18 protein-coding genes are annotated in these 26,529 nt (G+C 66.3%); 9 read left to right on the top strand and 9 right to left on the bottom strand.

What is annotated here, in order from left to right; translation table 11 throughout:
- Positions 1-77 precede the first annotated feature (77 nt).
- The 9 genes from P12x_RS10030 to P12x_RS10070 all read left to right on the top strand — a co-directional run bounded on the left by P12x_RS10030 (position 78) and on the right by P12x_RS10070 (position 10,176).
- Complete coding sequence (locus P12x_RS10030) at positions 78-1,523, top strand: sulfatase family protein (RefSeq protein ID WP_435010727.1); 1,446 nt, start codon at positions 78-80, stop codon at positions 1,521-1,523.
- 48 nt (positions 1,524-1,571) lie between these two features.
- Positions 1,572-2,459, top strand: coding sequence for a PIG-L deacetylase family protein (locus P12x_RS10035; protein ID WP_435010728.1), 888 nt, complete (start codon positions 1,572-1,574; stop codon positions 2,457-2,459).
- The gene (locus P12x_RS10040; RefSeq protein WP_435010729.1) at positions 2,440-3,252 is read left to right on the top strand and encodes a 3-keto-disaccharide hydrolase; all 813 of its coding nucleotides are present in this window, start codon (positions 2,440-2,442) and stop codon (positions 3,250-3,252) included. Before P12x_RS10035 ends, P12x_RS10040 begins: the two co-directional genes overlap by 20 nt.
- Before the next feature lie 11 nt (positions 3,253-3,263).
- Positions 3,264-4,541: a Gfo/Idh/MocA family protein gene (locus P12x_RS10045; protein ID WP_435010730.1), complete on the top strand. Its 1,278-nt coding sequence runs from the start codon at positions 3,264-3,266 to the stop codon at positions 4,539-4,541.
- 22 nt (positions 4,542-4,563) lie between these two features.
- Positions 4,564-5,499 (top strand): sugar phosphate isomerase/epimerase family protein, encoded by a 936-nt coding sequence (locus P12x_RS10050; RefSeq protein ID WP_435010731.1) that lies wholly within the window; start codon positions 4,564-4,566, stop codon positions 5,497-5,499.
- 42 nt (positions 5,500-5,541) lie between these two features.
- Positions 5,542-6,546, top strand: coding sequence for a Gfo/Idh/MocA family protein (locus P12x_RS10055; RefSeq protein WP_435010732.1), 1,005 nt, complete (start codon positions 5,542-5,544; stop codon positions 6,544-6,546).
- A gap of 44 nt (positions 6,547-6,590) precedes the next feature.
- On the top strand, positions 6,591-8,570 hold the full coding sequence (locus P12x_RS10060; RefSeq protein ID WP_435010733.1) for a prolyl oligopeptidase family serine peptidase: 1,980 nt from the start codon (positions 6,591-6,593) through the stop codon (positions 8,568-8,570).
- A gap of 67 nt (positions 8,571-8,637) precedes the next feature.
- A complete protein-coding gene (locus P12x_RS10065; protein ID WP_435010734.1) occupies positions 8,638-8,973 on the top strand; it encodes a S1 RNA-binding domain-containing protein in 336 nt (111 codons plus the stop codon).
- A gap of 93 nt (positions 8,974-9,066) precedes the next feature.
- On the top strand, positions 9,067-10,176 hold the full coding sequence (locus P12x_RS10070; protein WP_435010735.1) for a Gfo/Idh/MocA family protein: 1,110 nt from the start codon (positions 9,067-9,069) through the stop codon (positions 10,174-10,176).
- A gap of 84 nt (positions 10,177-10,260) precedes the next feature.
- On the opposite strand, the gene P12x_RS10075 is transcribed toward P12x_RS10070, so the two are convergent.
- The 9 genes from P12x_RS10075 to P12x_RS10115 form a co-directional block, all read right to left on the bottom strand.
- Complete coding sequence (locus P12x_RS10075) at positions 10,261-11,550, bottom strand: Gfo/Idh/MocA family protein (RefSeq protein ID WP_435010736.1); 1,290 nt, start codon at positions 11,548-11,550, stop codon at positions 10,261-10,263.
- 56 nt (positions 11,551-11,606) lie between these two features.
- Positions 11,607-14,384 (bottom strand): formate dehydrogenase subunit alpha, encoded by a 2,778-nt coding sequence (gene fdhF, locus P12x_RS10080; protein WP_435010737.1) that lies wholly within the window; start codon positions 14,382-14,384, stop codon positions 11,607-11,609.
- Complete coding sequence (locus P12x_RS10085; protein WP_435010738.1) at positions 14,381-16,084, bottom strand: NADH-ubiquinone oxidoreductase-F iron-sulfur binding region domain-containing protein; 1,704 nt, start codon at positions 16,082-16,084, stop codon at positions 14,381-14,383. The genes fdhF and P12x_RS10085 overlap by 4 nt, the downstream gene beginning before the upstream one ends.
- A gap of 172 nt (positions 16,085-16,256) precedes the next feature.
- Positions 16,257-17,222: a response regulator gene (locus P12x_RS10090; protein ID WP_435010739.1), complete on the bottom strand. Its 966-nt coding sequence runs from the start codon at positions 17,220-17,222 to the stop codon at positions 16,257-16,259.
- Positions 17,209-20,292: a response regulator gene (locus tag P12x_RS10095; RefSeq protein ID WP_435010740.1), complete on the bottom strand. Its 3,084-nt coding sequence runs from the start codon at positions 20,290-20,292 to the stop codon at positions 17,209-17,211. Before P12x_RS10095 ends, P12x_RS10090 begins: the two co-directional genes overlap by 14 nt.
- The gene (locus P12x_RS10100; RefSeq protein ID WP_435010741.1) at positions 20,289-20,915 is read right to left on the bottom strand and encodes a RedB protein; all 627 of its coding nucleotides are present in this window, start codon (positions 20,913-20,915) and stop codon (positions 20,289-20,291) included. The genes P12x_RS10095 and P12x_RS10100 overlap by 4 nt, the downstream gene beginning before the upstream one ends.
- 489 nt (positions 20,916-21,404) lie before the next feature.
- Positions 21,405-23,030, bottom strand: coding sequence for a hypothetical protein (locus P12x_RS10105; protein ID WP_435010742.1), 1,626 nt, complete (start codon positions 23,028-23,030; stop codon positions 21,405-21,407).
- A gap of 35 nt (positions 23,031-23,065) precedes the next feature.
- Positions 23,066-25,909: an NPCBM/NEW2 domain-containing protein gene (locus P12x_RS10110; RefSeq protein ID WP_435010743.1), complete on the bottom strand. Its 2,844-nt coding sequence runs from the start codon at positions 25,907-25,909 to the stop codon at positions 23,066-23,068.
- Between the two features lie 89 nt (positions 25,910-25,998).
- Positions 25,999-26,526 (bottom strand): hypothetical protein, encoded by a 528-nt coding sequence (locus P12x_RS10115; RefSeq protein WP_435010744.1) that lies wholly within the window; start codon positions 26,524-26,526, stop codon positions 25,999-26,001.
- Positions 26,527-26,529: the final 3 nt, after the last annotated feature.

The raw sequence follows: 26,529 nt of genomic DNA on the forward strand, positions 1-26,529 counted from the left end.
TTGACCGGCCTCCCGGTCTGTCGCAATCTGAGAGGCGAGACGATGCGGATCGGGGGCAGGCCGAGAGGAAACCGAGAATGACCCGTCTGACCTTATCCGTCGCCCTGACTTGCTTCTTCCTGGATGTCTGCACCCTCCTCGCCGACGATCGACCGCCCAACGTCGTCATCATCTTCACCGACGACCAGGGATACGCCGATGTCGGATGCTTCGGGGCCAAGGATTACGCCACGCCCAACCTGGATCGACTGGCCCGAGAGGGGCGGAAGTTCACCAACTTCCACGTCGCCCAGCCGGTCTGCTCGGCCTCGCGAACGGCCCTCCTGACCGGATGCTACCCGAATCGATTGGGCATCCACGGGGCGCTCGGTCCCAAGGCCAGGCACGGGATCTCCGAAGGCGAAACGACCCTCGCGGAAATCGTGAAATCCCGGGGATACGCCACCGGGATGTCGGGCAAGTGGCACCTGGGGCACCTCCCGCAGTTCCTCCCGACCCGCCACGGTTTCGATGAGTATCTGGGCCTTCCCTACTCCAACGACATGTGGCCCCATCATCCCGAGGCCAAGAAGGGGAGCTATCCCACCCTCCCCCTGATCGAAGGGGAAGTGGCGATCGACCCCGATGTGACCCCGGACGATCAGAAACTGCTGACGGCGACCTACACCAAACGGGCGGTCTCGTTCATCGAGCGTCACAAGGATGTCCCGTTCTTCTTCTACCTGGCCCATTCCATGCCGCACGTGCCCCTGGCCGTGGGCGACGGGGTCCCGCGCGTCGATGGCCGGGGGATGTACGGCGACGTGATCGCCGAGATCGACTGGTCGGTCGGCCAGGTCCTCGATGCCTTGAAGGCGAATGACCTGGAAGAGAACACGCTGGTCATCTTCACCAGCGACAACGGCCCCTGGTTGAGCTACGGCAACCACGCCGGCAGCGCGGGGCCGCTCCGCGAGGGCAAGGGGACTTGCTGGGAAGGTGGAGTCCGGGTCCCCTGCCTGATGAGGTGGCCGGGCCGGATCCCCGCCGGGACCGAATCCGACGCGATGCTGATGACCATCGACCTCTTCCCCACGATCGCCCATCTGGTCGGGGCCAGCCTGCCCGATCACGCGATCGACGGCCTGGATGTCTGGCCGATCCTGGCCGGGGAACCGGGCGCCACGAACCCTCACGAGGCTTATCTCTATTATTACGAGCAGAACCAACTCCAGGCCGTGGTCAGCGGCGACGGGCACTGGAAGCTCCAGCTCCCCCACGGATACCGGACCCTGGGGGGTCGGCCCGGCGGCAAGGACGGCGTGCCCGCCAGATATGAACAGCGCAAGATCGAACAGCCCGAGTTGTACGACCTTCAGGCCGATCTGGGAGAGTCGACCGACGTGGCCAAGGAACACCCCGAAGTCGTCGAGAAGCTGCTGGACATCGCCGAGAAGGCCCGCGACGACCTCGGCGACTCGATCGAGAAGCGGACCGGCTCGGGAGTTCGACCACCGGGGCGTGTCGCCGAAAACACCCCTTGAACCTCGACTCGCCGTATTCCCCCCCCGCCCTCCGAGGACCATCGACCCATGACGGACGAGCCGTCGCGAATCCTGATCGTGGGGGCTCACCCCGACGACCCTGACATCAAGGCCGGGGGAACCGCGGCAAAGTGGTCCTCCCTGGGCCATGTCGTCCGGCTGGTTAGCCTGACCGACGGCCGGGGCGGGCACCAGACCGACTACGGGGACAAGATAGCCCAGCGTCGGAAGGAGGAGGCCCGCGAGGCCGCCGCCGTCATCGGGGCGACCTACGACGTCGGCCCCGTCCCCGACGGAGAGCTCGACGACCGGCTGGAGAACCGGCATCGGGTGATCCGGCTGATCCGCGAGTTCCGCCCCGACCTGATCATCACCCACCGATCGAACGACTACCACCCCGACCACCGGTTCGCCGGGCTCCTGGTCCAGGACGCCTCTTATCTGTTGACCGTACCCGCCGTCTGCCCGGAGACTCCCTACCTGGCCAGGAGTCCGGTGATCCTCTACTTTTCCGACGCCTTCAAGAAGCCGTGCCGCTTCGAGCCGCACGTGGTCGTGGACATCGAAGACACCCTCGAAGATCTGGTGGGGATGCTCCACTGCCACCAATCCCAGTTCTACGAGTGGCTCCCCTTCAACGCCGGCAACATGGGCGAGGTCCCCGAGGGGGACGACGCCCGCAAGGCATGGTTGGCCGGGCGGATCCGTTCCCGGATCGCCCCGCTCGCCGATCGGCATCGAGACCTGCTCCTCCGGACCTACGGCCCCGAGGCCGGCGCCAGGGTCCGCTACATCGAGGCCTTCGAGGTCTCGGAGTATGGGGCCCCCCTGGACCTCGAAGCCCGGTCGAAGCTCTTCCCGTTCCTGCCCGCGTCGTCGACGGCAAGCTCTCCATTCGCAAAGAAGGAGTGGGTCGATGTCCCGGATGACAATTAAAGCGGCGTGCCTGGTGATTGGACTGGGGTCGATCCTCGACCGGTCGATGGGGGATGAACCGGGACCGGCCGCGATCCGACCCGGCGGGGTGATCCGCCTCTTCAACGGCAAGGATCTGACGGGACTTCGATCCTGGCTCAAGGACACCGGCAAGGACGACCCTCGACGGGTCTTCCGGGTCGAGGATGGCCTGCTCCACATCTCGGGAGATGGGTTCGGCTACCTCGCCACCGACCGGTCGTACCGCGATTATCGCCTCGTCGTCGAATACCGATGGGGTGAGCGGACCGATGGCGGGAAGTTCGTCCGGAACTCGGGCATCCTCCTACACGCCACCGGCCCCGAAGGAGGCCCCGAAGGGACCTGGAAAGCCTCGGTCGAGTGCCAGCTCGCCCAGGGTTGCGTCGGCGACCTGATCGTGATCCCCGGCGAGGAGCCAGGCCGGGTCAAGCTTACCAGCGATGTCGTGCTCGGACCCGACAACCGACCCCGATGGAAGGAAGGGGGCACCCCTCGGGTCTTCCATGGCGACCGGCAACTCTGGTGGTCGAAGCATGACCCGGATTTTCAAGAGTTCCTCGACACCAGAGGCCGGGACGACGTGGAGAGCCCGAAAGGGGAATGGACCCGGGTGGAATGCCTCTGCGAAGGGGATCGGATCGAGATCCGGGTCAACGGAGTGACGGTCAACAAGGCTTACGAGGTCTCCCCAAGGGCGGGCGAGATCCTCCTGCAAACCGAAGGTTTCGAACTCTTCGTCCGCAAATTCGAGCTGTCCCCATTGAACCATTGAGAGGGGCTCCCATGCGACCATCGACCACCCGTCGGGGATTTCTGGGCACCACCGCCGCCGCCGGGACCCTGGCCCTACTGCCCAGCGTCCACGCCTCGGGAGGCGAGGAGATCCGGGTTGGCCTCATCGGCTGCGGAGGCCGGGGGACCGGCGCGGCCACTCAGGCCCTCGCCGCCGACCCGGCGGCCCGGCTCGTCGCGATGGCCGACGCCTTCGAGGACCGCCTCGAAGAAAGCCTCTCCTTCCTGAGATCCGACGAGAAGGCCGGCCCCAAGGTCGACGTCCGCCCCGACGGCAAGTTCGTCGGTTTCGACGCGTTCGAGAGGCTGATCGCCTCGGGGGTCGACGTCGTCCTGCTCTGCACCCCGCCCCACTTCCGACCCATGCACCTCCGGGCGGCGATCGAGGCGGGCAAGCACGTCTTCGCCGAGAAGCCGGTCGCGGTCGACGCCCCAGGGGTCCGCTCGGTCCTGGAGAGCTGCGCCCTGGCGAAAGCCAGGAAGCTCTCGGTGGTCTCGGGGCTCTGCCTCAGGTCCGACAGCGGATTCCGCGAGACCGTCCGACGAGTTCACGACGGGGCTATCGGCGAGATCGTCACGCTCTTCGCCAACGACTACCGGAGCGGTCGATGGGCCAAGCCCCGCCAGCCCGACTGGTCCGAGATGACCTATCAGATGCGCAACTGGTACAACTTCACCTGGCTCTCGGGCGACTTCAACGTCGAGCAGCATGTCCACCACCTCGACGCCTGCGCCTGGCTGATGAAGGACCGTTACCCCATCCGGGCCATCGGGATGGGCGGCCGCCAGGTGTTGACCGAGCCGGAGTATGGCCAGATCTACGACCATTTCTCGGTCACATACGAATACCCCGACGGAGCCCGGCTGGTCAGCGAGTGCCGACAGCAACCGGGCTGCAAGAACGACATGAGCATCCAGGCACTCGGATCGAAGGGTCGGGTCAACCTCTCGGAACGCAAGAATGGGCTCTGGATCAAGACCCCGGGCGGCGAGTGGATCTACGACGGCCCCAAGAACGAGATGTACCAGACCGAGCACGACGAGATGTTCGCCGGCATCCGCGCGGGCCAACCGGTCAACAACGGGGAATACATGGCCAAGAGCACCCTCCTGGCGATCATGGGGCGGATGGCCGCCTATACGGGGCAGGAAATCACCTGGGAGATGGCCCTGAACTCGGTGGAGGACCTCCGCCCGTCCCGGTACGATTGGGACGCCGCGCCCCCGCCTTCCTCGGTGGCCATCCCCGGCCAGTCCACATTCCAATGAGGTTGCGAAGGGAGGAGTTCGGATGCACCCGACCCGGATCGACAACCTCGATCGAAGGACCTGGCTCAGGGCCGCGGCCTCCGGGATCGCGACCCTGGCCGCCTCGAACCACGCGAGGGCGGCCGAGCCCTCGACGGCAACCCGGTTCCAGATCGCCTGCATGACCCTGCCCTATTCGCGATTCCCGCTCGATCGTGCCCTCTCGGGCATCCGGTCGGCCGGGTTTCGCCATGTCGCCTGGGGCACGAGCCACCAGGAGGGGGCATCGCAAGTGCCGGTCATCGCTCCCGACGCCCCTCCCGATCGCGCGAGGGAACTCGGCCGGAAGTGTCGAGACCTGGGCCTGGACCCCGTATTGATGTTCTCGGGCATCTATCCCGAGGCCCCCGAGGCCCCCATCGTCCTGAAATCCCGGATCCGCCAGGCATCGGCCGCGGGAATCCCTCAGGTCCTCACCTTCGGCCACACCAAGGGGGGCAACCGCAAGCTCTGGATCGAGCGGTTCCGCGAGCTTGGCCCGATCGCCCGCGACCACGGGGTGACGATCGTCGTGAAGCAGCACGGCGGCGAGACCGGCACCGGGGCGGCCTGTGCCTCGATCATTCGCGAGGTCGGCGACGAGGGGGTGATGGTCAACTACGACGCGGGGAATGTGATGGACTACCTCGATGTCGACCCGATCCCCGACATCCAATCGTGTGCCGACGTGGTCCGGAGCTTCTGCATCAAGGACCACCGGAACTTCCCCAGGGACCAGGATTGCGGGCCCGGATTCGGGGTCATCGACCATTACCGACTGCTCCAACCGGTGGCCTTCACCGGGCGGGCGATCCCCCTCTGCTGCGAGAATATCTCCGCCCCCATCCTGCCCGCGCCCGACGACCCGGAGGGTGTCGACGCCCTGGCCCGTCGAGCTCGCGAGTACCTCGAAGTCGTGATCCGGGGCCTCCTGGCCTGATTGTCGCCGAATCCCCCAACCCTTGCCCGGAGTCGTCCCACCGTGTTTCGTCCACTCATCGCACCGCTGATCCTCGCCCTCTCCTCGACCGTCGCCTTCGGCCAGGCGGAGGCCCCGAAGCCGCTCCGCGCCGGGATCATCGGCCTGGACACCTCGCACGTCGTCGCGTTCACCAAGGCGCTCAACGCCGAGAGCCCCAAGCCCGGCCTCGAAGGCGTCCGGGTGGTCGCGGCCTACCCAGGGGGGAGCCCCGACGTGGAGTCCAGCCGGACCCGGATCGAGGGATTCACCCGCCAGCTTCGGGATGAGTTTCATGTCGAGATCGTGGATTCGATCGAGGCGCTCCTGGAAAAGGTGGACGTCGTCCTCCTGGAGAGCGTCGACGGTCGTCCCCACCTGAAGCAGGTCGAGCCGGTCCTGAAGGCCCGCAAGCCGGTCTTCGTCGACAAGCCGGTCGCCGGGTCGCTGGCCGACGCGATCAAGATCTTCAAGCTCGCCGAGCAGTACAAGACCCCCTGCTTCTCCAGCTCGTCGCTGCGTTACACCCCTTCAATCCAGGCACTCCGGGGGGATCCGAAGTTCGGCGAGGTCGAAGGTTGTGCCACGTCCGGCCCCAGCCCGACCGAGGAGCATCATCCCGACCTCTTCTGGTACGGGATCCACGGGGTCGAGACGCTCTTCACCGTGATGGGGACCGGCTGCCTCTCGGTCACGCGCGTCAGCACCGACGGGACCGACCTCGTCGCCGGGATCTGGGAAGGGGGCCGGATCGGGACGTTCCGGGGGATCCGAAAGGGGAAGGCGGAGTACACCGCGCTGGCCTTCGGATCGAAAGACGTGGTCTTCGCCCGGGGGGCCGGCGGGTACGAGCCGCTCCTTGTCGAGGTCTGCCAGTTCTTCCGGACCGGCCAGGCTCCCGTCTCGGCCTCGGAGACCATCGAGATCTTCGCCTTCATGGAGGCGGCCGACGAGAGCAAGCGACGAGGCGGGACCCCCGTGACCCTGGACAGCGTGATCGCGGCGGCCGGCGGCGACGCCTCTCGTTGAAAGATTCCCGGGACCCCGAGGCGGCTGAATTGGGAGGGGAAGCCATGATCCTGATGGGTGGAGTGGTGCTCCTGGTGGCGGTCGCCTGCGGGATCGCGGACGACGAGGCCGAACGGCCCGGCGACCGGATGATCCGGGCCTATCTCGCGAGCGAGGCGAACGAACTCGACTCGCATTTCCTCGAAGGCGTCGAGGATGCCGAGGCTTGGGAAGCGGTCCAGGCCCGATCGCGGGACGAGTATCTCTCGATGCTCGGCCTCTCGCCGATCCCCCCGCGAACGCCCCTGCATGCGACCGTCACGGGCACGGTCGAGGGGGACGGTTTCACGGTCGAGTTGCTCCACTACCAGAGCATGCCCGGGCTCTATGTCACGGCCAATCTCTACCGGCCGTCGAAGGTCGAGCCGGGGGCCAGGCTCCCGGCCGTCCTCTATGTCTGCGGACACTCGGGGATGGGCCGCGACGGGGTGAAGGCGGCATTCCAGTCCCACGGGATCTGGTTCGCACGCCACGGCTATATCTGTCTGGTCGTTGACACGCTCCAGCTCGGGGAAATCCCCGGGATTCACCACGGGACCTACCGCGAAGGCCGATGGTGGTGGCACTCGCGAGGCTATACCCCGGCGGGGGTCGAGTGCTGGAACGGAATCCGGGGGCTCGACTACCTCACCGGTCGCCCCGACGTAGACCCCGATCGCCTGGCCGTGACCGGGATCAGCGGCGGGGGAGCGGCCACCTACTGGATCGCCGCCGCCGACGATCGGATCAAGGTCGCCGTGCCGGTGAGCGGCATGGCCGACCTGCAATCTTACGTGGCCAACAAGGTCGTCGACGGCCATTGCGACTGCATGTTCCTGTACAACTCGTTCCAATGGCCCTGGACCAGGATTGCCGGGCTGATCGCCCCGAGGCCCATGCTGTTCGTGAACAGCGACGACGACGCCATCTTCCCGATGGACGCGAATGAGCGGGTGATCGCCCGGCTGGAGCAACTCTACTCCCTCTTCGGGGCCGGAGACCGGGTCGACGCCGTGGTCAGCGTGGGAGGGCACGACTATCGAAAGGACATCCGACAATCGGCCTATCGATTCCTCAACTCTTATCTGAAAGCCGACCCCAAACCGGTGATGGACAGCGAGGTCGACCTCATCAAGGATCTGCGGAATCGCAAGGGCATCCCAATCGACCCGGCGAAGCTCCGCGTCTTCCCAACCGACGCCGACCTCCCGACCGATCGGCGGAATGGCACCATCGACCGCGACTTCGTCCCGATGGCCCAGGTAGAGCTTCCGACCGTCGGGGAGTACGACGCGTGGAAGGATCGGCTCCTCGGCGACCTCCGCCGCTTGACCTTCCACAGCTTTCCCGATCGGATTCCGCCCGCTCGCCCCATCGAGGGCGGGTCGAAGGATCGAGTCTCGCTGGAGACCGAGGGCGGGATCGTTCTTCCTCTCCAAAGCGTGGCCAAGGCCGAAAAGACCGACGAGGTTCGACGGATCATCCTGGTCGTCTCCGGCAGCGACGAGGGGGACGCGGGCTGGTTCCGGGAATTCCGGCGGGAAGGGGACGCGATCGAACTCCTCCAGCCTCGCGGAATCGGCGCCACTCGCTGGAGCGATCAGAACCCTCCCAACTACGTCCGAAGGGCCCACGCCTTGCTGGGCCGGACGGTGGACGGCGGCCGGGTCCAGGACGTTGCGGCCGTGGCCCGATACCTCCATGCCCTTCATGGCGGGAAGCTTCCCATCGTCGTGGCCGGAGAGGGCTCGGCGGGAGTGATCGCCGCCTATGCGGCCTTGCTCGAACCGGAGATCGGCGAGGTCATCCTGTCTAACCCTCCCGGGTCGCACATGGACCCCGAGGCCCCCGCGTTGCTGAACGTCCTGCGAACCCTGGACATCCCCGAGGCTCTGGGAATGCTGGCCCCTCGGCCGATCCTGATCCGGGGCCAGGCGAGTTTGAAAGATCGAGTCGCGACGATCTATCGCAGTGCTAACGCCGCCAATCGATTCGATGGTCGCTGACCGAGGCCACGTCCCATCCGTCACGGAGATGACTTCGTTGAACTCGCTGAACTATAGGTGAAACTTCATGGACGACCAGGCCGGCCGAGCGTGGGAGGAGGCCAAGCAGCGATTCCCGACGGGGATGCTGGTCACTGGCGTCGTTGTCGAGCATCGGCCGTTTGGTATCTTCGTGGACCTGGCAGACCCGGTAGCTCTGGGGCTGGTCCAGATCGTCGACTTCGTGGACCGGGGAGGCATGACGCCCGAACTCTACCCGCCGATCGGCTCGACGGTCGAGGCCGTGGTGCTCGGACACACGGAAATCCGTAGAAGACAGGTATGGTTGGGGATGAAACCGAGTCAACTCAAGGGGCTTATTGAAGCAGACCGGCATGATTTCGGTGACACGGCTGAAGTATGAACGGCGGTTGACCGTTGCTTCGACGTCCGGACGAATATCGGTGTCTGAACTGTAGCGATTCAGTCCGTATCAATCCGAGGTAACAACCCACTCATGTTCAGCCCACCTTATCGAGCAGCGGTAATTGGCCGGACGGGCCGGGGCGACTATGGCCACGGTCTCGACGTGGCCTTGCGGGATCACCCCAAGATGGAGGTCATTGCCGTTGCCGACGAGGACCCGGCGGGGCGGGCCAAGGCGGCGAAGCGGCTGGGCGTGAGCCGGGATTATGCCGACTACCGGGCGATGCTCGACCGCGAGAAGCCGCAATTCGTCGCAGTGGCCCCTCGATGGCTCGACTGCCATCGGGAGATGATCGTCGACTGCGCCGAGCGTGGCATCCACGTCTTCTCCGAGAAGCCGCTGGCCCCGAGTCTGGCCGATTGCGACGCGATCGTTGAGGCCTGCGAACGGTCGCATGCCAAGCTGGCCATCGCATTCCAGACCCGCTACAGCCCGCGATATGCGCAAGTCCGAGCCCTGATCGCCGACGGAGCCATCGGGGAAGTCCTCGAAATCCGGGGGCGGGGCAAGGAAGATCGGCGAGGGGGTGGCGAGGACCTGATGGTCCTCGGCACGCACATTATGGACCTGGTGAGGGGTCTCCTGGGCGAGGTCCGGTGGTGTTTCGCCCGCGTCACCGAGGGCGGGCGACCAATCACCCGGGGCGATGTCCGGCAGGGTGCCGAGGGGATCGGCCCGCTGTCCGGCGACCGGGTCGATGCGATGTATGGCTTCGTCGACAGCCCGGCCGTCGCCTACTTCGCCACGTCCCGACCGAAGGAGCCGGGCCGTCGATTCGGGATCCAGATTTTGGGCTCGAAGGGGCGAATCGACCTGGGGACGGGCTGGCTCCCCGAGGCCCACCTCCTGGCCGACCCCTCCTGGAGCGGGGCCTCGGGGACCGCCTGGGTCCAGATCACCAGCGACGGGGTCGGGAAGCCCGAGTCGATTGCGAAGAACGACCTGATCGACGGGAACCGGAAGATCGTCGACGACCTGATCCACGCGGTCGAGGCCGACACCCAGCCCCGGGCCAGCGTCTACGACGGCCGGGCCGCCATCGAGATGATCCTGGCCTGCTACGCCTCGCAAGCCCGGGGCGGGCCGGTCACCTTTCCCCTCGGGGATCGCGACCGGCACCCCCTGGAGACCCTGAAATAGACCCTAATCCGTAGGGCAAGGCTCGCCTTGCCTTGTCAGGGGACTCGGCAGGGCGAGCCCTGCCCTACGGGGATATCAACGGATTCAGACCTGATCGGGGATCTCGAAGCCCTTGTGATAATCGCGCCGGAGGAGGGCGACGGCCTCGGCGTCGTGGAGGATCGTCTCGGCCTTCGCGTCGTAGCTCAACGGCCGACCGACCCGATAGGCGATGTTCCCCAGGTGGGCCAGGACGGCGGAGTGGTGCCCTTCCTCGATGTCGGCGTTGGGCCGACCTCCCGACCGGATCCGGTCGAGGAAGTCGCGCCGGTGCGGCTCGTCGGCGAAGGGGCGGGAGGCGGTCGGGATCGGCTTGTTGCCGGCCCCGATGATCTGCCAGCCCGACCGGCCGACGAGGATATACCCCTTGGTCCCGTAGAAGGCGACTCCGTTCTCGTAGCCCTCCTGGACGTAGGGAGACCAGAGCCGCTGCTCGTAGATCAGGATCGCCTTCGACTCGGGGAAGGTGAAGCTGACGACCTGGGTGTCGGGCACCTGCTGGTCGTCGTCGTGGGCCCACTTGCCGCCGACGCAGGAGACCGAGGCGGGGGCAGTCACGCCCAGCCCCCATCGGGCGATGTCGAGGTCGTGAATCCCGTCGTTGCCGATGTCGCCGGTCCCGTAGTCCCAGTTCCAGTGCCAGGTCGAATGGAACCGGTTGGGGTTGAACGCTCGACGCTGCGCGGGGCCTTGCCAGAGGTCGTAATCGACCCCTTTCGGGACTTCCGAGTCGGCCGTGTGACCGATATTGGACCGGAGCTGGCTGTTCCAGGCTTTGGCCATGTGGACCTCGCCCAGCTTGCCGGATCGGACGTATTCAATCATCTCCTGGTAGTGCGGGGCGCTCCGGCTCTGGGTCCCGACCTGCACGACCCGGTCGTACTTCCGGGCCGCCTCCACCATCTTCCGGCCTTCCCACAAGGTCTGCGAGGCCGGCTTCTCGACGTAAACATGCTTGCCGTGCTGACAGGCCCAGACCGTCGCCAACGCGTGCCAGTGGTCCGGCGTGGCGATCACCAGGGCGTCGACGGACGGATCTTCCAGGACCCTCCGGATGTCGGTCGCGGCCTTCGGCTCCGAGGACTGCCGCTCGGCCACCTCGCGGGCGAGCGGGCCGAGCAGGTTCTCGTCGACATCGACGAGGTGGGAGACTCGCGCGTCGGGCATGGCGGCGAAGCCGAGGGCCAGGCCCTTGCCCCGGCCCCGCAAGCCCATGACGGCGAGCTGGATGCGGTTCGCGGGGGCGGAGCTTGCCGAGGACGCGGCGAGGCTCACGATCCCGGCCGCCCCGGCGACGGCCTTCGAGCAATCTCCGAGGAAGGTACGACGTGGCATCTTCGGCGTCATCTCGGCCTCCTGGGTGATGGACATTGAGGGGCCACCGCCGGGGGTCAGCCCGCCGGCACTTCCGAAACTCGTTCGATCCTGGCGGCGCAGAACTTGAACTCGGGGATCTTGCCGAACGGGTCGAGCGCGGGGTTGGTCAGCAGGTTGGCCGCCGCCTCGGCAAAGCAAAATGGCACGAAGATCAGGCCGGGCGGGACGTCGCGATCGGACCGCGCGATCAGCTCGATCGACCCCCGACGGGTCTCGACCCGGAGCAGTTCGCCGGGAGTCACGCCCAGAGCCCGGAGGTCCTGGGGCGACAGCTGGGCGATCGCCTCGGGCTCCAGGGCGTCGAGCATGGTGGCTCGTCGGGTCATCGACCCGGTGTGCCAGTGCTCCAGGAGGCGCCCGGTGGTCAGGATCATCGGATAGCGGTCGTCGGGCATCTCGTCCGGCGGGAGCACGGTCGCGGGCACGAGCTTGCCTCTTCCATCGGGGGTCGGGAAATGGTCGCCGAAGAGAATCTCGTGGCCCGCCTCATCTTCTGAGTCGCAGGGGTAGGTCACGGCCCCTTCCCGCTCCAGGCGCTCCCAGCTGATCCCCCGGAGGGTGGGCATGCAGGACCGGACCTCGGCGAAGATATTGCGGGGGTGCTCGTAGTTCCAGTCGAGGCCGAGGCGACGGGCCAGTTCCTGGATGATCCACCAGTCCTGCCGGGAGTCGCCGGGCGGGTCGAGCGCCTTCCGACCGAGCTGGACCCGGCGATCGGTGTTGGTAAAGGTCCCGTCCTTCTCGGCGAAGGCGGTCGCGGGCAGGATGACGTCGGCAAAGGTGGCGGTCTCGGTCAGGAAGATCTCCTGGACGACCAGGTGATCCAGCGAGGCCAGGGCCTCCCGGGCGTGGCGGAGATCGGGGTCGGACATCGCGGGGTTCTCGCCCATGATGTACATCCCCTTGATCGTCCCCGCCCGCGCCGCGTGCATGATCTCGACGACGGTCAGGCCCGGTTCGGGGTCGAGCGAGACGCCCCAGAGTTTTTCGAATCTCGCCCGGGTCAACGGATCGGTGACGGGGTGATAGTCGGGGTAGACCATCGGGATCAGGCCGACGTCGGAGGCTCCCTGGACGTTGTTCTGACCCCGGAGCGGGTGAAGCCCGGCCCCGGGCCTCCCGACGTGACCGCAGAGCAGCGCCAGGGCAATCAGGCATCGGGCGTTGTCGGTCCCGTGGACATGCTGCGAGATCCCCATCCCCCAGAAGATCAGGGCCGCCCGGGCCCCGGCATAGGTCCGGGCCACCTCGCGGAGGACCGTCGGCTCGATCCCGCAGATCGGCCCCATCAACTCGGGCGTGAATGGCCGGATGTGGGCCCGAAGTGCCTCGATCCCGCTGGTCTGACGCTCGACGTAATCCCGATCGTAAAGCCCTTCCTCGATGATGACGTGGATCAGGGCGTTCAGGAGCGCCACGTCAGTTCCGGGTCGGAAGGCCAGCATCCGCGAGGCATGTCGACGGAGGGCCTGCCCCCGAGGGTCGGCGACGATCAGGTTCGCGCCTCGACGGGCGGCGTTCTTGATGAACGTGGCGGCGACCGGATGATTGACCGTCGGGTTGGCCCCGATGACGATGATCACGTCGGAATTGGCACACTCGGAGAACGGTGCCGTCACCGCGCCCGAGCCGATCGTCTCGATCAGGGCGGCGACCGACGAGGCGTGGCAGAGCCGGGTGCAGTGGTCGACGTTATTGGCCCCGAACCCGGCCCGGACCAGCTTCTGGAAGAGGTAAGCCTCCTCGTTGGAGCCCTTGGCCGAACCGAAACCGGCCAGGGCCCGGCCACCGTCGCGGTCGCGGATCTCCCGAAGTCCCGAAGCGGCAACCTCCAGTGCCTCCTCCCAGGTCGCCGGCCGGAAGTGGGTCCAGGGGTTGTCCGGGTCCACCTGGTCGTCCCAGCGTTTGGGAACGCCCGGCTTGCGGATCAGGGGAGTCGTGAGCCGCTGGCGATGGCCGACGTAATCGAACCCGTAGCGACCCTTGACGCAGAGCCGATTGTGATTGGCCGGGCCATCCCGGCCCTCGACCTGGAGGATCTTGTTCACGCCGATGTGGAATGTGAGCTGGCAGCCGACGCCGCAGTAGGGGCAGAGGCTTTCTACCTGTCGACCGGCCTTGACCGATTTCCTCCCTCGATCGTCCAGGACCGAGGCGGGCATCAGGGCTCCGGTCGGGCAGGCCTGCACGCACTCGCCGCAGGCGACGCAGGTGCTCTGGCCCATCGGGTCGCCGAAGTCGAAGACCACCCGGGCTCCGTGGCCCCGATCGGCCATCCCGATCACGTCGTTGGCCTGGACCTCGCGGCAGGCCCGGACGCAGAGCCCGCACTGGATGCAGGCGTCGAGCTGGACTCCGATCGCCGGATGGCTCCGGTCGGGGGCCGGGGCGGGTCGGCTCGGAAATCGGCTGGTTGTGGCACCCATCCGGTCGGCCCAACGCCAGAACTTCGAATCCGGGTCGTGGGCGGTCTCGCGCGATGGCTGGTCGGCCAGGAGGAGTTCCATGACCATCGACCGGGCCGCGACGGCCCGCTTCGATCCCGTGTCCACTTTCATGCCGGGCATCGGTCGACGGATGCAGGAGGCGGCCAGGGCTCGTTCGCCGGCCACCTCGACCATGCAGGCCCGGCAATTCCCGTCGGGTCGATAGCCGGGCTCGGCCGAGTGGCAGAGATGCGGGATCGCGACCCCTTCGCGGCGAGCGACCTCCCAGATCGTCTCACCCGCCTGGGCGACAACCTCTCGACCATCCATCGAGAAGGCGACGGAGGGACGGCTGGGGTCGCTCATCCCAGATCCTCCGGGAAGTACCGGAGGACCGCCAGCATCGGATTCGGGGCCGCCTGACCGAGCCCGCAGATCGACGCATCCCGCATCACCCCGCCGAGTTCGGCCAGGAGCGACTGATCCCAGTTGGGCTGTTCCATCAGGGCGACCGCCTTCTCGGTCCCGCACCGGCAGGGGGTACACTGGCCGCAGCTCTCGTCCTCGAAGAACCGCATCAGGTTCAGCGCGACATCACGCATGTTGTCGGCCTCGGAGAAGACGACGACCGCCGCCGAGCCGATGAATCCGCCGAGGGGCTCCAGCGTGCCGAAGTCGAGCGGGACATCGCCCATCCGGGCCGGGAAGATCCCGCCCGAGGCGCCCCCGGGCAGGTAGGCCTTGAAGGTGTGCCCCTCCTCCATCCCGCCGCAATACTCGTCGATCAGCTCGCGAACGGTGATCCCGGCCGGGGCGAGCTTCACGCCCGGATCCTTGACCCGCCCGGAGACGGAGAAACTCCGGAGGCCATGCCGCCCGTTGCGGCCCTCGGAGGCGGGCCAGCCCCGGGGACGCTCCAGGATCTCGCGGATCCAGTAGACGGTCTCGACATTGTGGATCAGTGTCGGTCGCCCGAAGAGCCCGACCTGAGTCGGATAGGGCGGCTTGTGCCGGGGATAGCCGCGCTTGCCTTCGATGCTCTCCAGCATCGCGGTTTCCTCGCCGCAGATGTACGCCCCAGCTCCTCGTCTCAGGTGAATCACGGGTGGATCGGAAAGCCCCTGCTCCTTCAGGCGGGCCAGTTCGCGATCCAGGAGGCGGCGAACCTGGGGATACTCATCGCGGAGGTAGATATAGATTTCGTCGGCCTCGACCGCCCATGCGGCGATGAGCATCCCTTCCAGGAATCGGTGGGGATCGGCCTCCAGGTAGACGCGATCCTTGAAGGTCCCCGGCTCCCCCTCGTCGGCGTTAATGGCCATCAGTCGAGGCTTCGGAGCTTGCCGGACCATCTCCCACTTCCGCGCCGAAACGAAGCCGGCACCCCCCAGCCCTCGAAGTCCCGAGGCATCGAGGATGTCGATCACCTCCTCGGGAGTCCGGAGGCCGACTCGGCAGTCGCGGAGGGCCTGGTAACCTCCCCCCGCGAGGTAGTCTTCCAGCGACTTCGAGTCCGGCCAATCGGGCTCGAAGTCCCCCTGCTCGACCACACGGACGACCGAATCGACCGTCGCGTGGTCGACCGGCTTGCGGCCCACGAGGACCGCCGGGGCGTGTTCGCATCGACCCATGCAAGGGGCATGGACCACTCGAGTGGAGGGTTCGAGCCTCGCGGCCAGTCCTTCGCGGAGCCGTCCGGCATCCCTCAGCATGCAGGCGATTCCGTCGCAGGCCCGGACGGTCAAGGGCGGCGGCGGGGACTGACCATCGTCCAACACGTCGAAGTGGGCGTAAAACGTGGCGACCTCGTAGACCACGGCCATCGGCAGGAGCATCTCCTCGGCCAGGGCCGCGAGATGCGCCGGGCTCAGGGCGTGGAAGCGATCCTGGATCAGGTGGAGATGCTCGATGAGCAGGTCGCGACGCCTTGGTCGGTCGCCGAGAAGCTCGCGGATCTCGGCCAGCGCCGAGGGGTCCAGCTGTCGTCCCTTCGGGTGCGACACCGCGCGTCTTCGTCCGGCACCCGGATGGATGCTCCCGAGCGGGGTCTCCGCATCACCTCGCATCGGACGATCGCTCCCGGTTGGCACGACGAGGGACTCGGCCGATCGGCGGCCTTCGTCCCTCGATTCAGTCAACGAATTCGAGCCTCAGTCCGTTCAAGGTATCCAACCCGACCGGGCGCTGCAATGACCCGACGGGCGTGGCGAGGACCCATCCCGGGCTCGGTCGTCCGACTCAAAGCGGCTTTCGACGCTTGACCATTGTGATCTGGTTTCCGATCTCGTTATGCCAGACCTCGTCCATGAACGTGCGGATCAGCAACATCCCGCGTCCCCCGATTCGCATCACGCTCTCGGGGTCGAACGGCTCGTCCAACTTCGAGGTGTCGAATCCGGGGCCCTCGTCCTTGATGGTATAAGCCACGAAGTCGGGGCCGAGATCGCTAGAAATCTCGATCCGACGATCGCTGTAGGGTTCGCGCCCCCTCCGAATCAAGGCCTCGGCGTAGAAGCGCTTCTCGTCTTCCTGCCGGAGGTCGGAGCTGACCTCGAGGTTGCCGTGATAGATCGCATTGGCCATCGCCTCCTGGAGTGCCACGCCCATCCGGGTCCGCTCGTTGGCGTCGAGCAGTCCATACAGATCTTCCTGGAGCATCGCGATCAAGGGGGCGATCAATTCCGCGTCATTCTCCAGGCGGAACGAGGACCGACGAGATTCGAGGGAAGCCAAGAGCTTCTGACGGTGATGGTCCACCGCCGCCATCGACAAGACCGAGTCGAGGGTCGCCAGGAGCTCGCCGGCCAGGGCTTTCTTCGGGACGTAGTTGGTCGCCCCGGCTCGGAGTGCCTGGACCGCGATCTCTTCGCTGCCGAACGCCGTCATCAGGATCACGGGGGTGCCGGGGGAGATCCGGTGGACCTCCTCGACCAGTTCCAGGCCGCTCATGCCGGGCATCTGGAGGTCGGTGATGATCACGTCCGGCCGTTCCTTCGCGATCAGAATCAGGGCCTCGTGGCCGTCGCTGGCCGTGATGACGCGGAGGCCTCCACGCCTGGCGACGATTGAGGAGGCGAGTCGTCGATCGACCGGGGAGTCATCCACGATCAGGATCTTCGGCCCGGCCGGGGTCGGGATCGTGGTCGATATCGGGATAATGCCCGCATCCGCCAGGGAATCGGGAAGGTTGTCAAGCTTCGGCATGGATCGCCCCTCGGCGTGAGTTCACGATTGAGAGTCGCCAGGGAGGAATCGCGGGAGCCAGGTCGCCCAGGGCCTCGAAGAACTGATCCAGGGCCCGGACCAAAGCAGAGACCTCGGGTCCTGCGGAGCGGCACGATGTGGTTTTGCCTGCTTCCTCGAGTCGTCGCGCAGCGGCGACGATCCCATTTGCGGCGAAATGCCCGGCTGTCCCCCTCAGCATATGGGCCGCCTGCCGCAAGGCCGAAGGGTTATCGGCCTCGATCGCCGACTCGATCTTGTCCAGGAGCTTGGGGCATTCCTCGAGGAAAAGATGGAGGATCTCGCGGAAGAGTTCCTCGTCGCCCCCCATGGATTCCAGCGCGGAGGCCAGGTCGAAGGCATTCGACGTCCGGAACTCCGGCAAGTCCTTCGAGGATGGCTCGCTCACCGGAGCCCGGCCCAGCAGCCCGTCGATCGCCTCGAAGAGCAACTCGGATCGGACGGGCTTGGAGACGTAAGCGTCGAAGCCCGAGGCCAGGCATCGGTCGCTATCGCCTTTCATGGCGTGGGCCGTCAGGGCGATGATCGGCACGTGCTCCACCCCGGACTCCTCATCCTTGCGGATCGCGGCGACCGTCTCGAACCCATCCATCTCGGGCATCTGGATGTCCATCAGAACGAGGTCGAACTGTTCTCGATTTCGGGCCTCCAGGGCCTGTCGACCGTCGGAGGTCACGGTGACGCGATGCCCACGCTTGATCAGCATGTTCGTCACGACCTGCTGGTTGATGCGATTATCCTCGGCCAGCAAGATCGAGTACGTATGCGAGGGCGCGGTACGACCGTACTCCAGGGAGTCCGGTTCGCTGATCGCCTTCGACTCCCGCGGCTCGAGGATGTTCGAGATGACCTCGAAAAGCTCGGACTGCCGGATTGGCTTGATCAGCCGGGCGGTGATCCCTCGCGACTGACACTCCGTCGGGCTCACCACCTCATCATTGGAGGTGATCATGACGACGACCGGCCCGACCAGGCCCTGGTCGCCGGCCATCTCCCGGACCACCTCATAGCCGTCCATCTCGGGCATCATCCCGTCGAGCAGGACGATCCGGAAGGGTCGGCCCTCGGCGCGGGCGGCCCTGAACATCTCCAGTGCCGCTCGACCGCCATCGACCGTGGTGGGCAATGCGCCCCAATTCTCCAGGATTTCCTTGAGGATCTGGCGGTTGGTCTGATTGTCGTCGACGACCAGGATCGGGACCCCGTGCAGGAGCTTCGGGTCACGCCGATCTTGGCCGGGCGACTCGGGCTGGAGTTTGAGCCGGGCTTCGAAGGTGAACGTGCTGCCCCGGCCCGGCCGACTCTCGACCGAGAACTTGCCTCCCATCAGTTCCACGAGCTTCTGCGAGATCGTCAGGCCCAGTCCCGTACCGCCGTACTTCCGGGTGGTCGAGCCGTCGGCCTGCTCGAACGGCTCGAAGATGGCCCGCAGCTTCTCGGGAGAGATTCCGATCCCGCTGTCGCGCACGGACAGGCGGATCGTCAACTCGCCCTCCACATCGGCCACCCCCGCCCGATCGACGGAGACGGCCACCTCTCCCCGTTCGGTGAACTTGATCGCATTGCCGACCAGGTTGACCAGCACCTGCCGGAGTCTCCCGGCGTCGCCGATCACGAAGTCGGGGACCTCCGGCGCCACCCTCCCGGACAGATCCAGCCCCTTGACGTGGGCCCGGAGCGCCAGGACCCTCAATGTCTCCTCCACGCAATCGCGGAGTCGAAACGGCACGGGATCGAGATCGAGCTTGCCGGCCTCGATCTTGGAAAAGTCGAGGATGTCATTGATCAGGCAAAGCAGCGCCTCGGACGAGTCCTTGACCACGAGAAGATAGTCACGCTGCTGGGCAGACAGCTGGGTATCCAGGGCCAACTCGGTCATGCCGATGATGCCATTCATCGGTGTCCGGATCTCGTGGCTCATGTTGGCCAGGAATTCCCCCTTGGCCCGGCTGGCGGCCTCGGCGGCCTCGCGGGCGAGCGTCATCGCCTCCATCGCTCGGGTCTGGGCGTCGACGTCTCCATGGATACCGAACCACTCGGCCACCGCCCCGGAATCGTCGGCGATCGGCACTCCCCGACCCTGCATGTGACGATATTCGCCGTCGTGACGACGGACCCGATGTTCCACCTGGTAAAGACACCGATTAGCAACGGCCTCCGACCAGGCGCATGCCGTCCTGGCCCGGTCGTCGGGATGGACGGCGTCGAGCCAGCCCCAGCCCTTGAGCTGCTCGAAGGTCTGCCCGGTAAAGCCGCTCCATCCCGGTTGATCGAATTCGAACTCGCCCGAGGTCGGGGTATTCCAGACGATGGCGCTGGTGGCCTCGATCAAGGTCCGATATCGCAGCTCACCCCGCCGGAGCTCCCCGGTCCGCTTCAGGACCGTGGCCTCCACCCGCTCCCGCGTCGCCTCCAGTTCGGCCCGATTCCTCGCCACCTCCTGCATCTCGGCGACGGAGCGGAAGCACGACCAGATCAGGAAGACGTCTTCGAACACGACCCAGCCCAAGTGCTCGACCCATCGCCAAGGACTGACCAACGAGACGCCGAAGACGGAGCGGGGCCAGTATGAGCCCCTCAGGAAATGATCGAGCCCCGTGACGGCAGAGGCCACGATCAGGACCTTCCAGTCCCGATAGAATGCCAGGAGGGCCAGCGATCCGAAGACGTGAAAATGCGTCTCGATCCTCCCGCCCGTCAGGTGGATCAGCAGCGACCCGATCAGCATCTGGGCGGCCGCCACGAGATAGCAGGCCGAGCCATGGACGCCCCTCAGGAGGATCAGGATCACCGGAAATACGATGAGCCCGCCGAGGAATAGGGCCGTCCAGACGTGGGCGTGGACACGGCTCTCGGACCCTTCCCAGGTGAGCGGAGAGACCCACAAGGCCACGCCTACAGCCATCAACCACTGGGCGAAAAGGAGCCCGGCAAAAAATCGATCGGTCCACTTGTTGATTCGTTGAACCTGGGCAGTGAATAGCTCGCGGGTCCTTTCCCCGAATTCGATATCCTGCTCCCGTTCGTTCATCGCCGCTCCCCCCCACGCGACGGCCGGTTGATGACGCAACCGAAAACGGCGGACTTGCCTCGCGTCGGATCGCTACCGGTCAAAACGGCGGCCAGAGCCTCCGCCCCTTCCGAGGGACCTCCGTGACCCCTCCCCGCAGTCAAGCCTCCGAAAAACCGGAGGTTGCCCAGCTCATCGTATGCTGCCACCGCCCCCGAGGTTGTCAGCCCGAACCGTCCCGCCTCACGTCCCCCCGGATCATCGACTCGAATCACCCCCGCCAGCCCGTCCGCCGATCCAGGGATCGCACTTCCTCCCCAGCCCTCGACGGATCCCTCCGGGCGGAACACCAATAGTCTCAGCGAAGCTCGATCCGGGAATCTCCGGACAAGCTCCGCGAGCTGGTCGAGACTGACCTGCGTGCAAGGGCACCTCGGATGGACGGCCATGACCACATTGGGACGATCCGAGACGAAGCCCAGGGTCGCCCCTTCGGGCCAGTCCGAGGACGCCCGGCCCATGACGCCCGGAGTGAACTCGTAGGCTTCGATCGCGAAAAAACCCGCGGCAGCCGTCGCCGACCAGGCGATGACCACGAGTAGCCCGACCCGTCTCCCAACCGAAACCCGGTGGAGAAACATCATGATAGTGGGGATCCTTCGGCCATTGAGGAACACCGATCGTTCCGGTTGCGCCCGACTCACCGCTTCGTGATCGGGCCTTCCTTGAAACCAAATCATGTCGATATCAATATCGACGCGAACTCATCGGCCCAATCCGGACGCGATCGGGGCAATCCTGCATCTCGCGAATCAGTCGAGGTCGATTCGGGCGATTGGCCCGAGACTCGCCGACTTCCCGCCGACCATCTCTTTTTTAATATAGAACTTGAGAACCCATAACGTGATCAGAAGAAGCCAGATTCCTGGCTCTTTGAAGGACGTTGGCCGCAATCCATCAAGCCACGGATCATGTCGCCCATTCGATGATGGGATTGGGTCGAGCCAAGAAATGAGGGGCGACTTGGCGAAGCCTGCGCGGGGCTTGGCCTTGCGAGCGTCCCGCCCCAGGTCGAGGTGCCTGAGAGGGTTGCGGTCAGAGGCTCGGCCCCGTCCATCCCCCGATTTCCATGCTCAGGGGACCGGCCGATTGAGCTTGAGGAGGAGCCGCTCGGCGCGGAATGCGATCTCGACATCCTGATCTTTCAGGGCATCTTCGAGCGAGGGGACCGACACCGGCCCCAGTTCGAGGAGCCGGGCCTCGGCGGACTCGCGGATCTTGTAGGAATCGTCCCCGAGCTGCTTGACGAGAATCTTGGCCCGGTCCTGGAGTCGCGGGTCGATGCCGTGGACCACCAGGAGGGCCGAGCGGACCATCTTCTCGGGCGGCGGGAAGACGTCGAGCAGGGTCACGTCGTCGATCGCCTCCCGCGTAAAGTGTGCCAGGACCACGAGTTCGCCCGGCTCGAAGAGAGCACCTGCATATTCATCGAGGAGGGCCCGTGCCGCCTCGTCCCGGAGCCCCTGCCCTTTCAGCCGTCGGGTCAGAGAATCCCAAGTGGCCTCGCGGTATGAGGGGTCATCCCCCTTCCGGGCCGGGGCCATCAGGAGCTTCACGGGAGGCCCTTCGATCACCTTTCCCGACTTCCCGGCGTCCTCGGCAAGCCGGGCGGCGGTGGTGATGAAGAGCTTGCCCGAATCCGTGACGCGATAACTCAACCCAACCCCGCCCAGGAGTTCCGCCAGCGCGTCGCGGGCCGCGATGTTGTTCGCGTTCATGTTCGAGGGCTGGGTCAGGTTGATATCGGCCTTGGCGATCGTCTTGTCGTCCAGGTCGTAGCCGACCCGCACCTGGCCGGTGATGAAGTCGAGGATTTCCTTCCGAGGTGCCTGGGTGACCGTGACGGTGATCGGGCGGTTGAGCTGCTGGTCGACCTGGGCCTTGACGTTCGCATCTCCCTCGGGGGGGATCGGGGCGGGCTCGTCGTCCTTCTTCGGATCGGGCTCCTGGAAGACGGCCTCGGCCTTCTCCGCGTCGGTCGCCTTCGGCTTCTCGGGTTCCTTCTCCTTCTCGGGCGCGGCGGCGGGAAGCTCGTCGAGCCAGCCAACCCGGAAGCCATCGTCGGTCGGGGCGATCACGGCCACGTCGAGGAGCCTGCGGGATGTCAGGTTCTGGATCGTATACTCGTCGGGCCCACCCCGGAGCTTGACCGGGATCGGCATCGCCAGTTCGGTGTCGTAGGCGATGAACCGCTCGAACTGCGACTCGTGCTTGAGGACCAGCGCGGGCTTCCGGTCTCGGAGGCCCGAGAGCCAGTGAGTCTCCGTCAGGTAGCTCGGCGAGATGTCGGCCGGAGGGGCGTCGAGCAGGTCGGACTTGAACCACTGGAGCCGCCCGCCCCGCTCGACGCTCGGGGGCCAGTGGGCCATGAATGCCCCCTTCTTCACGCGGACCTCCACGTCGATGTCCTTGCCGGGCTGGCCGAAGAACTGGACCAGCGAGATTGGGGCGATCGGGAACTTGCCTTCCAACTCCTTCCCATCGAACTTGGGACGGCTCGTGCCGACACTCCCCGGCATCGCGTTCCGGTAGACTCGCGAGGCGTTGAAGGTCGGCTGGGCCGGATTGCCGACCCAGACCGACCACTCGTGGACCTCGACCGGCGTCTGGGCCTTGTCGTCGGCCTCGGACCGGGCGACGGCCCCGCAAAGGAGGATCGGGATCGACAGCCAGGATGGAAGGACTTTACTGATGCGCATGCGTCGGGTGGCTCCCCGCCGGGGTCGAGACTCGTTCACTTTCGATAAAGCCGGGCATTGGCCCAGATCACGCGATCGCCGGTATCCTGCCCCTGGCCGAAGTCGACCAGGAGTCGCAGCTGCTGGGCTCCCGCCAGTGGGAGCTTGAGGGGCACCGGCGGGGCGTCGGCCCGGAGGTCGGGATTGGCGTAGATCTCCTTGCCATCGGCGAAGACCCGGCACTCGACCCGGCCTTTCCCCCGCGACGCCTCGTCGAAACCGACCAGTGCCTCGAAGGTGTCATACTTACCATCGAGGTCGTAGGTCAGGCTCGATCGCGAGTGGACCGACACACCCCGATCGAATGTCCGACCGTCCATCCGGAGCGGATCGCCCAGCAGGCCGATGTCGCGTCTCCAGGAGTAGGTCCGGCCGAAGAAGGGAACCTCCTCGACCTTGGCCGGGGCGAGGTCCGAGAGATAGGTGACCCGCCCACCTCGCGAGCGAACCCCCTGGATCTCCGCGGCCGGCAAGCTGACCTCCTGCCCCCAGGGGGTCTCAACCTTCCAGGAAGTCGCGTCGAGGCCCTTCCAGCGCCCGGACACGGCGACCCCGCCGGGCAGGGTGAATGTCGACCTCAGCTCGTCGGGTTGGTCGGGCTCGGGCCGGTCGGCCATCACCAGCCCCTCGGCCAGTTCGATCGGAAGTTTCCGGGTCTTGCCTTGATAACGGAACAGAAATCGATCCCCTTCCATCCCTTCCAGGACCCCGGCGATGGCGACGACCTCGCCATCTTTGGTCCGCGCCAGGAGGAGGTCCTCCGTTCCTCGGGACTTCAGCCTCCGACCGAACGACTCCGGCGTTTCCTTGGGTTCGACCTGGGCCAGGCGGAAACCGACGACCCGAACGAGGGGCACGTTGAGCTTTCCACCCCAGGGGGTTGCGATTTCAATCGCATCCTCGGTCAGGCCCGCCAGCTTGCCGAAAAGTTTCTCGTCCCCCGCGACATAGACCCAGACATCGGGGTTCGGGTTTTTCGGGGCCTTGGGGTCGACCGCCAGATGGGGGTCGGTGTGCTTGTCGGACTTGACCGTGGCGTTGGCCGACTGGCCGTCCTGGTAAACGACGGCCACGGTAAAATCTTTTTCGAAGACATCGCCGTTGGGCGGTTCGAGGAAAAGGGTGGCCCAGCCCTCGGTCCCCGACCTGCGGACGACCAGCGGCCAGGCTTGCGAACCCGTGGTATCGATTTGCCAGGTCGTCGCCCCCTTGTCGGTCTGGCAGTTCACCGTGACCTGCTGGATCGGCGAATTTCGGAGTCCGGAAAGGGAGAGTTGCAGGTCTCGGACACCGTTCGGCTTGGGCTCGACCTTGGGGGCCACCGCCACGACGGCCGCCGTGCCCGGTGGCGGGGCCGCTGGCCCGTCGACCGCGCCGGGCTTCTTGGTCTCATCCGCCTTCACCTCGGCCTTCTCGATGACCACGGCGGCCTTGGCCTGGACCTTCCCGACGACCTGGGCGGCCTTGACCTCGGCCTTCCCGGCCGGAGCGTCCGGCTTGACCTCGACCTTGGTCGCCGTCGCTTCCTTCTTGACCTCGGCCTTGGGAGCGGCTTCGACCTTCTTGGGCTCTTCCTTGCTCCCCTCGGCCTTGGGAGCGGCTTCGTCCTTCTTGGGTTCGTCTTTCTTCGAGGAGGGGTGTAGTGTGGTGTAGTCGTAGTCCGACTGGCCCTCGAATCGGGCGGTCATCGCGGGCGTCCGCTCGAACCGGATGCTCTCGATTTCATCGAGCGGGATCTTGGCCTTGGGTGCCGCTGGCGTCGCCGGGGTCGGTGTGGCCTCGGCCGGAGTCGGGCTCGACGGCTGGGCGGGCATGACGGCCGGGGCGTTCGGCGGCGGTTCCGCGACGGCGACGTTGGCCGGAACGGCCGGGACTGCCGGGACCAATCGCTGCATCACGACGACGTTCGCACCTCCGGCCCGGGCCACAGCGATCGCTCCGACCACCCCATTGGCCGGGACTGCGACCGTTTGCGAAGCGGCTGCCGTAGGATTGTCCGGGGAAGCGTTGGGCGCGGTCGCGGATGGGCCGCCCACGAGCAGGTTATCATCCTCGATCGCGGTCGGCTCGCCGTAGACGACGGCATCTCGGACCGTCCGGATTGCGGTCCCCAAACCGGTCAACCTGTCGGCGCGGACGGTGAGGTTCCGAAGCACGACGTCGACGGGCTCGGCCCCGTTGCGGTTCGAGGCGAATAGTTTCACCCCGGCGATGTCGTTCGGCCCGATGTAGACCTGGCCGAGGTAGCGGGTCCGCCCCGAGTCTACGTCGACCGACCGGAGCCGGACGTTGTTGCCCTCCCGCTGGAGCACCATCCGGACCGCATCGCCCGAGGCCGGGAACGTCCGCCGGGGTGGCTTGGGAGGCTGGCCCGGCTGCCCATTGGCCATGACCATCATCTGCATCTGCATCTGCTGCATCTGGGGCTGGGTCGGGTCGACCAGCCCCTTGTCGACGGGCCGATAGACCTCCTGGCCGTTGGTCTCTCGGACCCGGAGGAGGGTCAGATCGGGCTGGTTGAGATCCTGGAAGGCGATCGACAGGCCGATCGCCGCCCCGTCTTCCTGGGCGGGCTTGGGAAGCTTGCCGATCGAGAATTCGGCCGTGATCGTGAAGTTGCCGCCGATCCGGAGCGCCTGGGGCGTCTTCCAGCCCGATTCCTCCTGCCCAGCGGCCAGGGAAATCCGGAGGCCGCCGTCTTCCCGCTTGAGCGCCTTCTTGTCTCCGTAGCTCTCGGCATCGAGCGTCGGTTGGTCGAGGTGCGCGGCGTCGAGCGGGCGCGAGTAGTCCTCGACGAAGGTGCCGAGGAGGCCGGAGATCAGGAGGGCCATCAATTGCATCGCTATTCCTCGACCGACTCGTTGACGGGCCATCGGAGGTCGAGGCCCGGACCGATCCTGGGGGTCCGGGCCTCGGGTTCGATCGTCGGTCAGGGCTTCTCGGCCGCGGGCGTCTCGACCGGAACCTTGGCGTTCTCGCCGCCGATCGGGACCGTCTTCTCCTCGGCCAGTCGGCGATAGTAGCGCTCCAGGACGGTCCGATATTCGGGCGGGAAGCCTTCGGACATCGACTGGAGGATCCGGTCGCGTTCGCGCTCGGACAGCTTGGCCCAGTCCTTGGCGCTCTCGCCGGGGTTGTCCAGGGTCCCGATCCCGCCGGTCCCGCTGGAGATATTCGAGGCCTGGGCCGGGCGACTGGGGTTGTTCTTCTTCCGGCCGTTCTTACAGCCCTGGCATTCCTTCTCCAGCAACGCGATCCACTCGTCGAGATCGCGAACGATCGTCTCCTGTTGTTCCTGGACCGGCTTGCCGGTCTCGGCCTTGGAGAGGTCTCCGGCCACGTTGGTCATCTTCGAGGTGATCGTGGTCATCGGCGCCGGCGACTGGGCCGCGGCCGAAGCTCCGAGCAGGCACGACAGCGAGGCCGTCGCGACGAATCCGCGCAGGTTCCTGGTCATGGG

Origin of the sequence: Tundrisphaera lichenicola, assembly GCF_051175385.1 — a bacterium.
Classification (GTDB): domain Bacteria; phylum Planctomycetota; class Planctomycetia; order Isosphaerales; family Isosphaeraceae; genus Tundrisphaera; species Tundrisphaera lichenicola.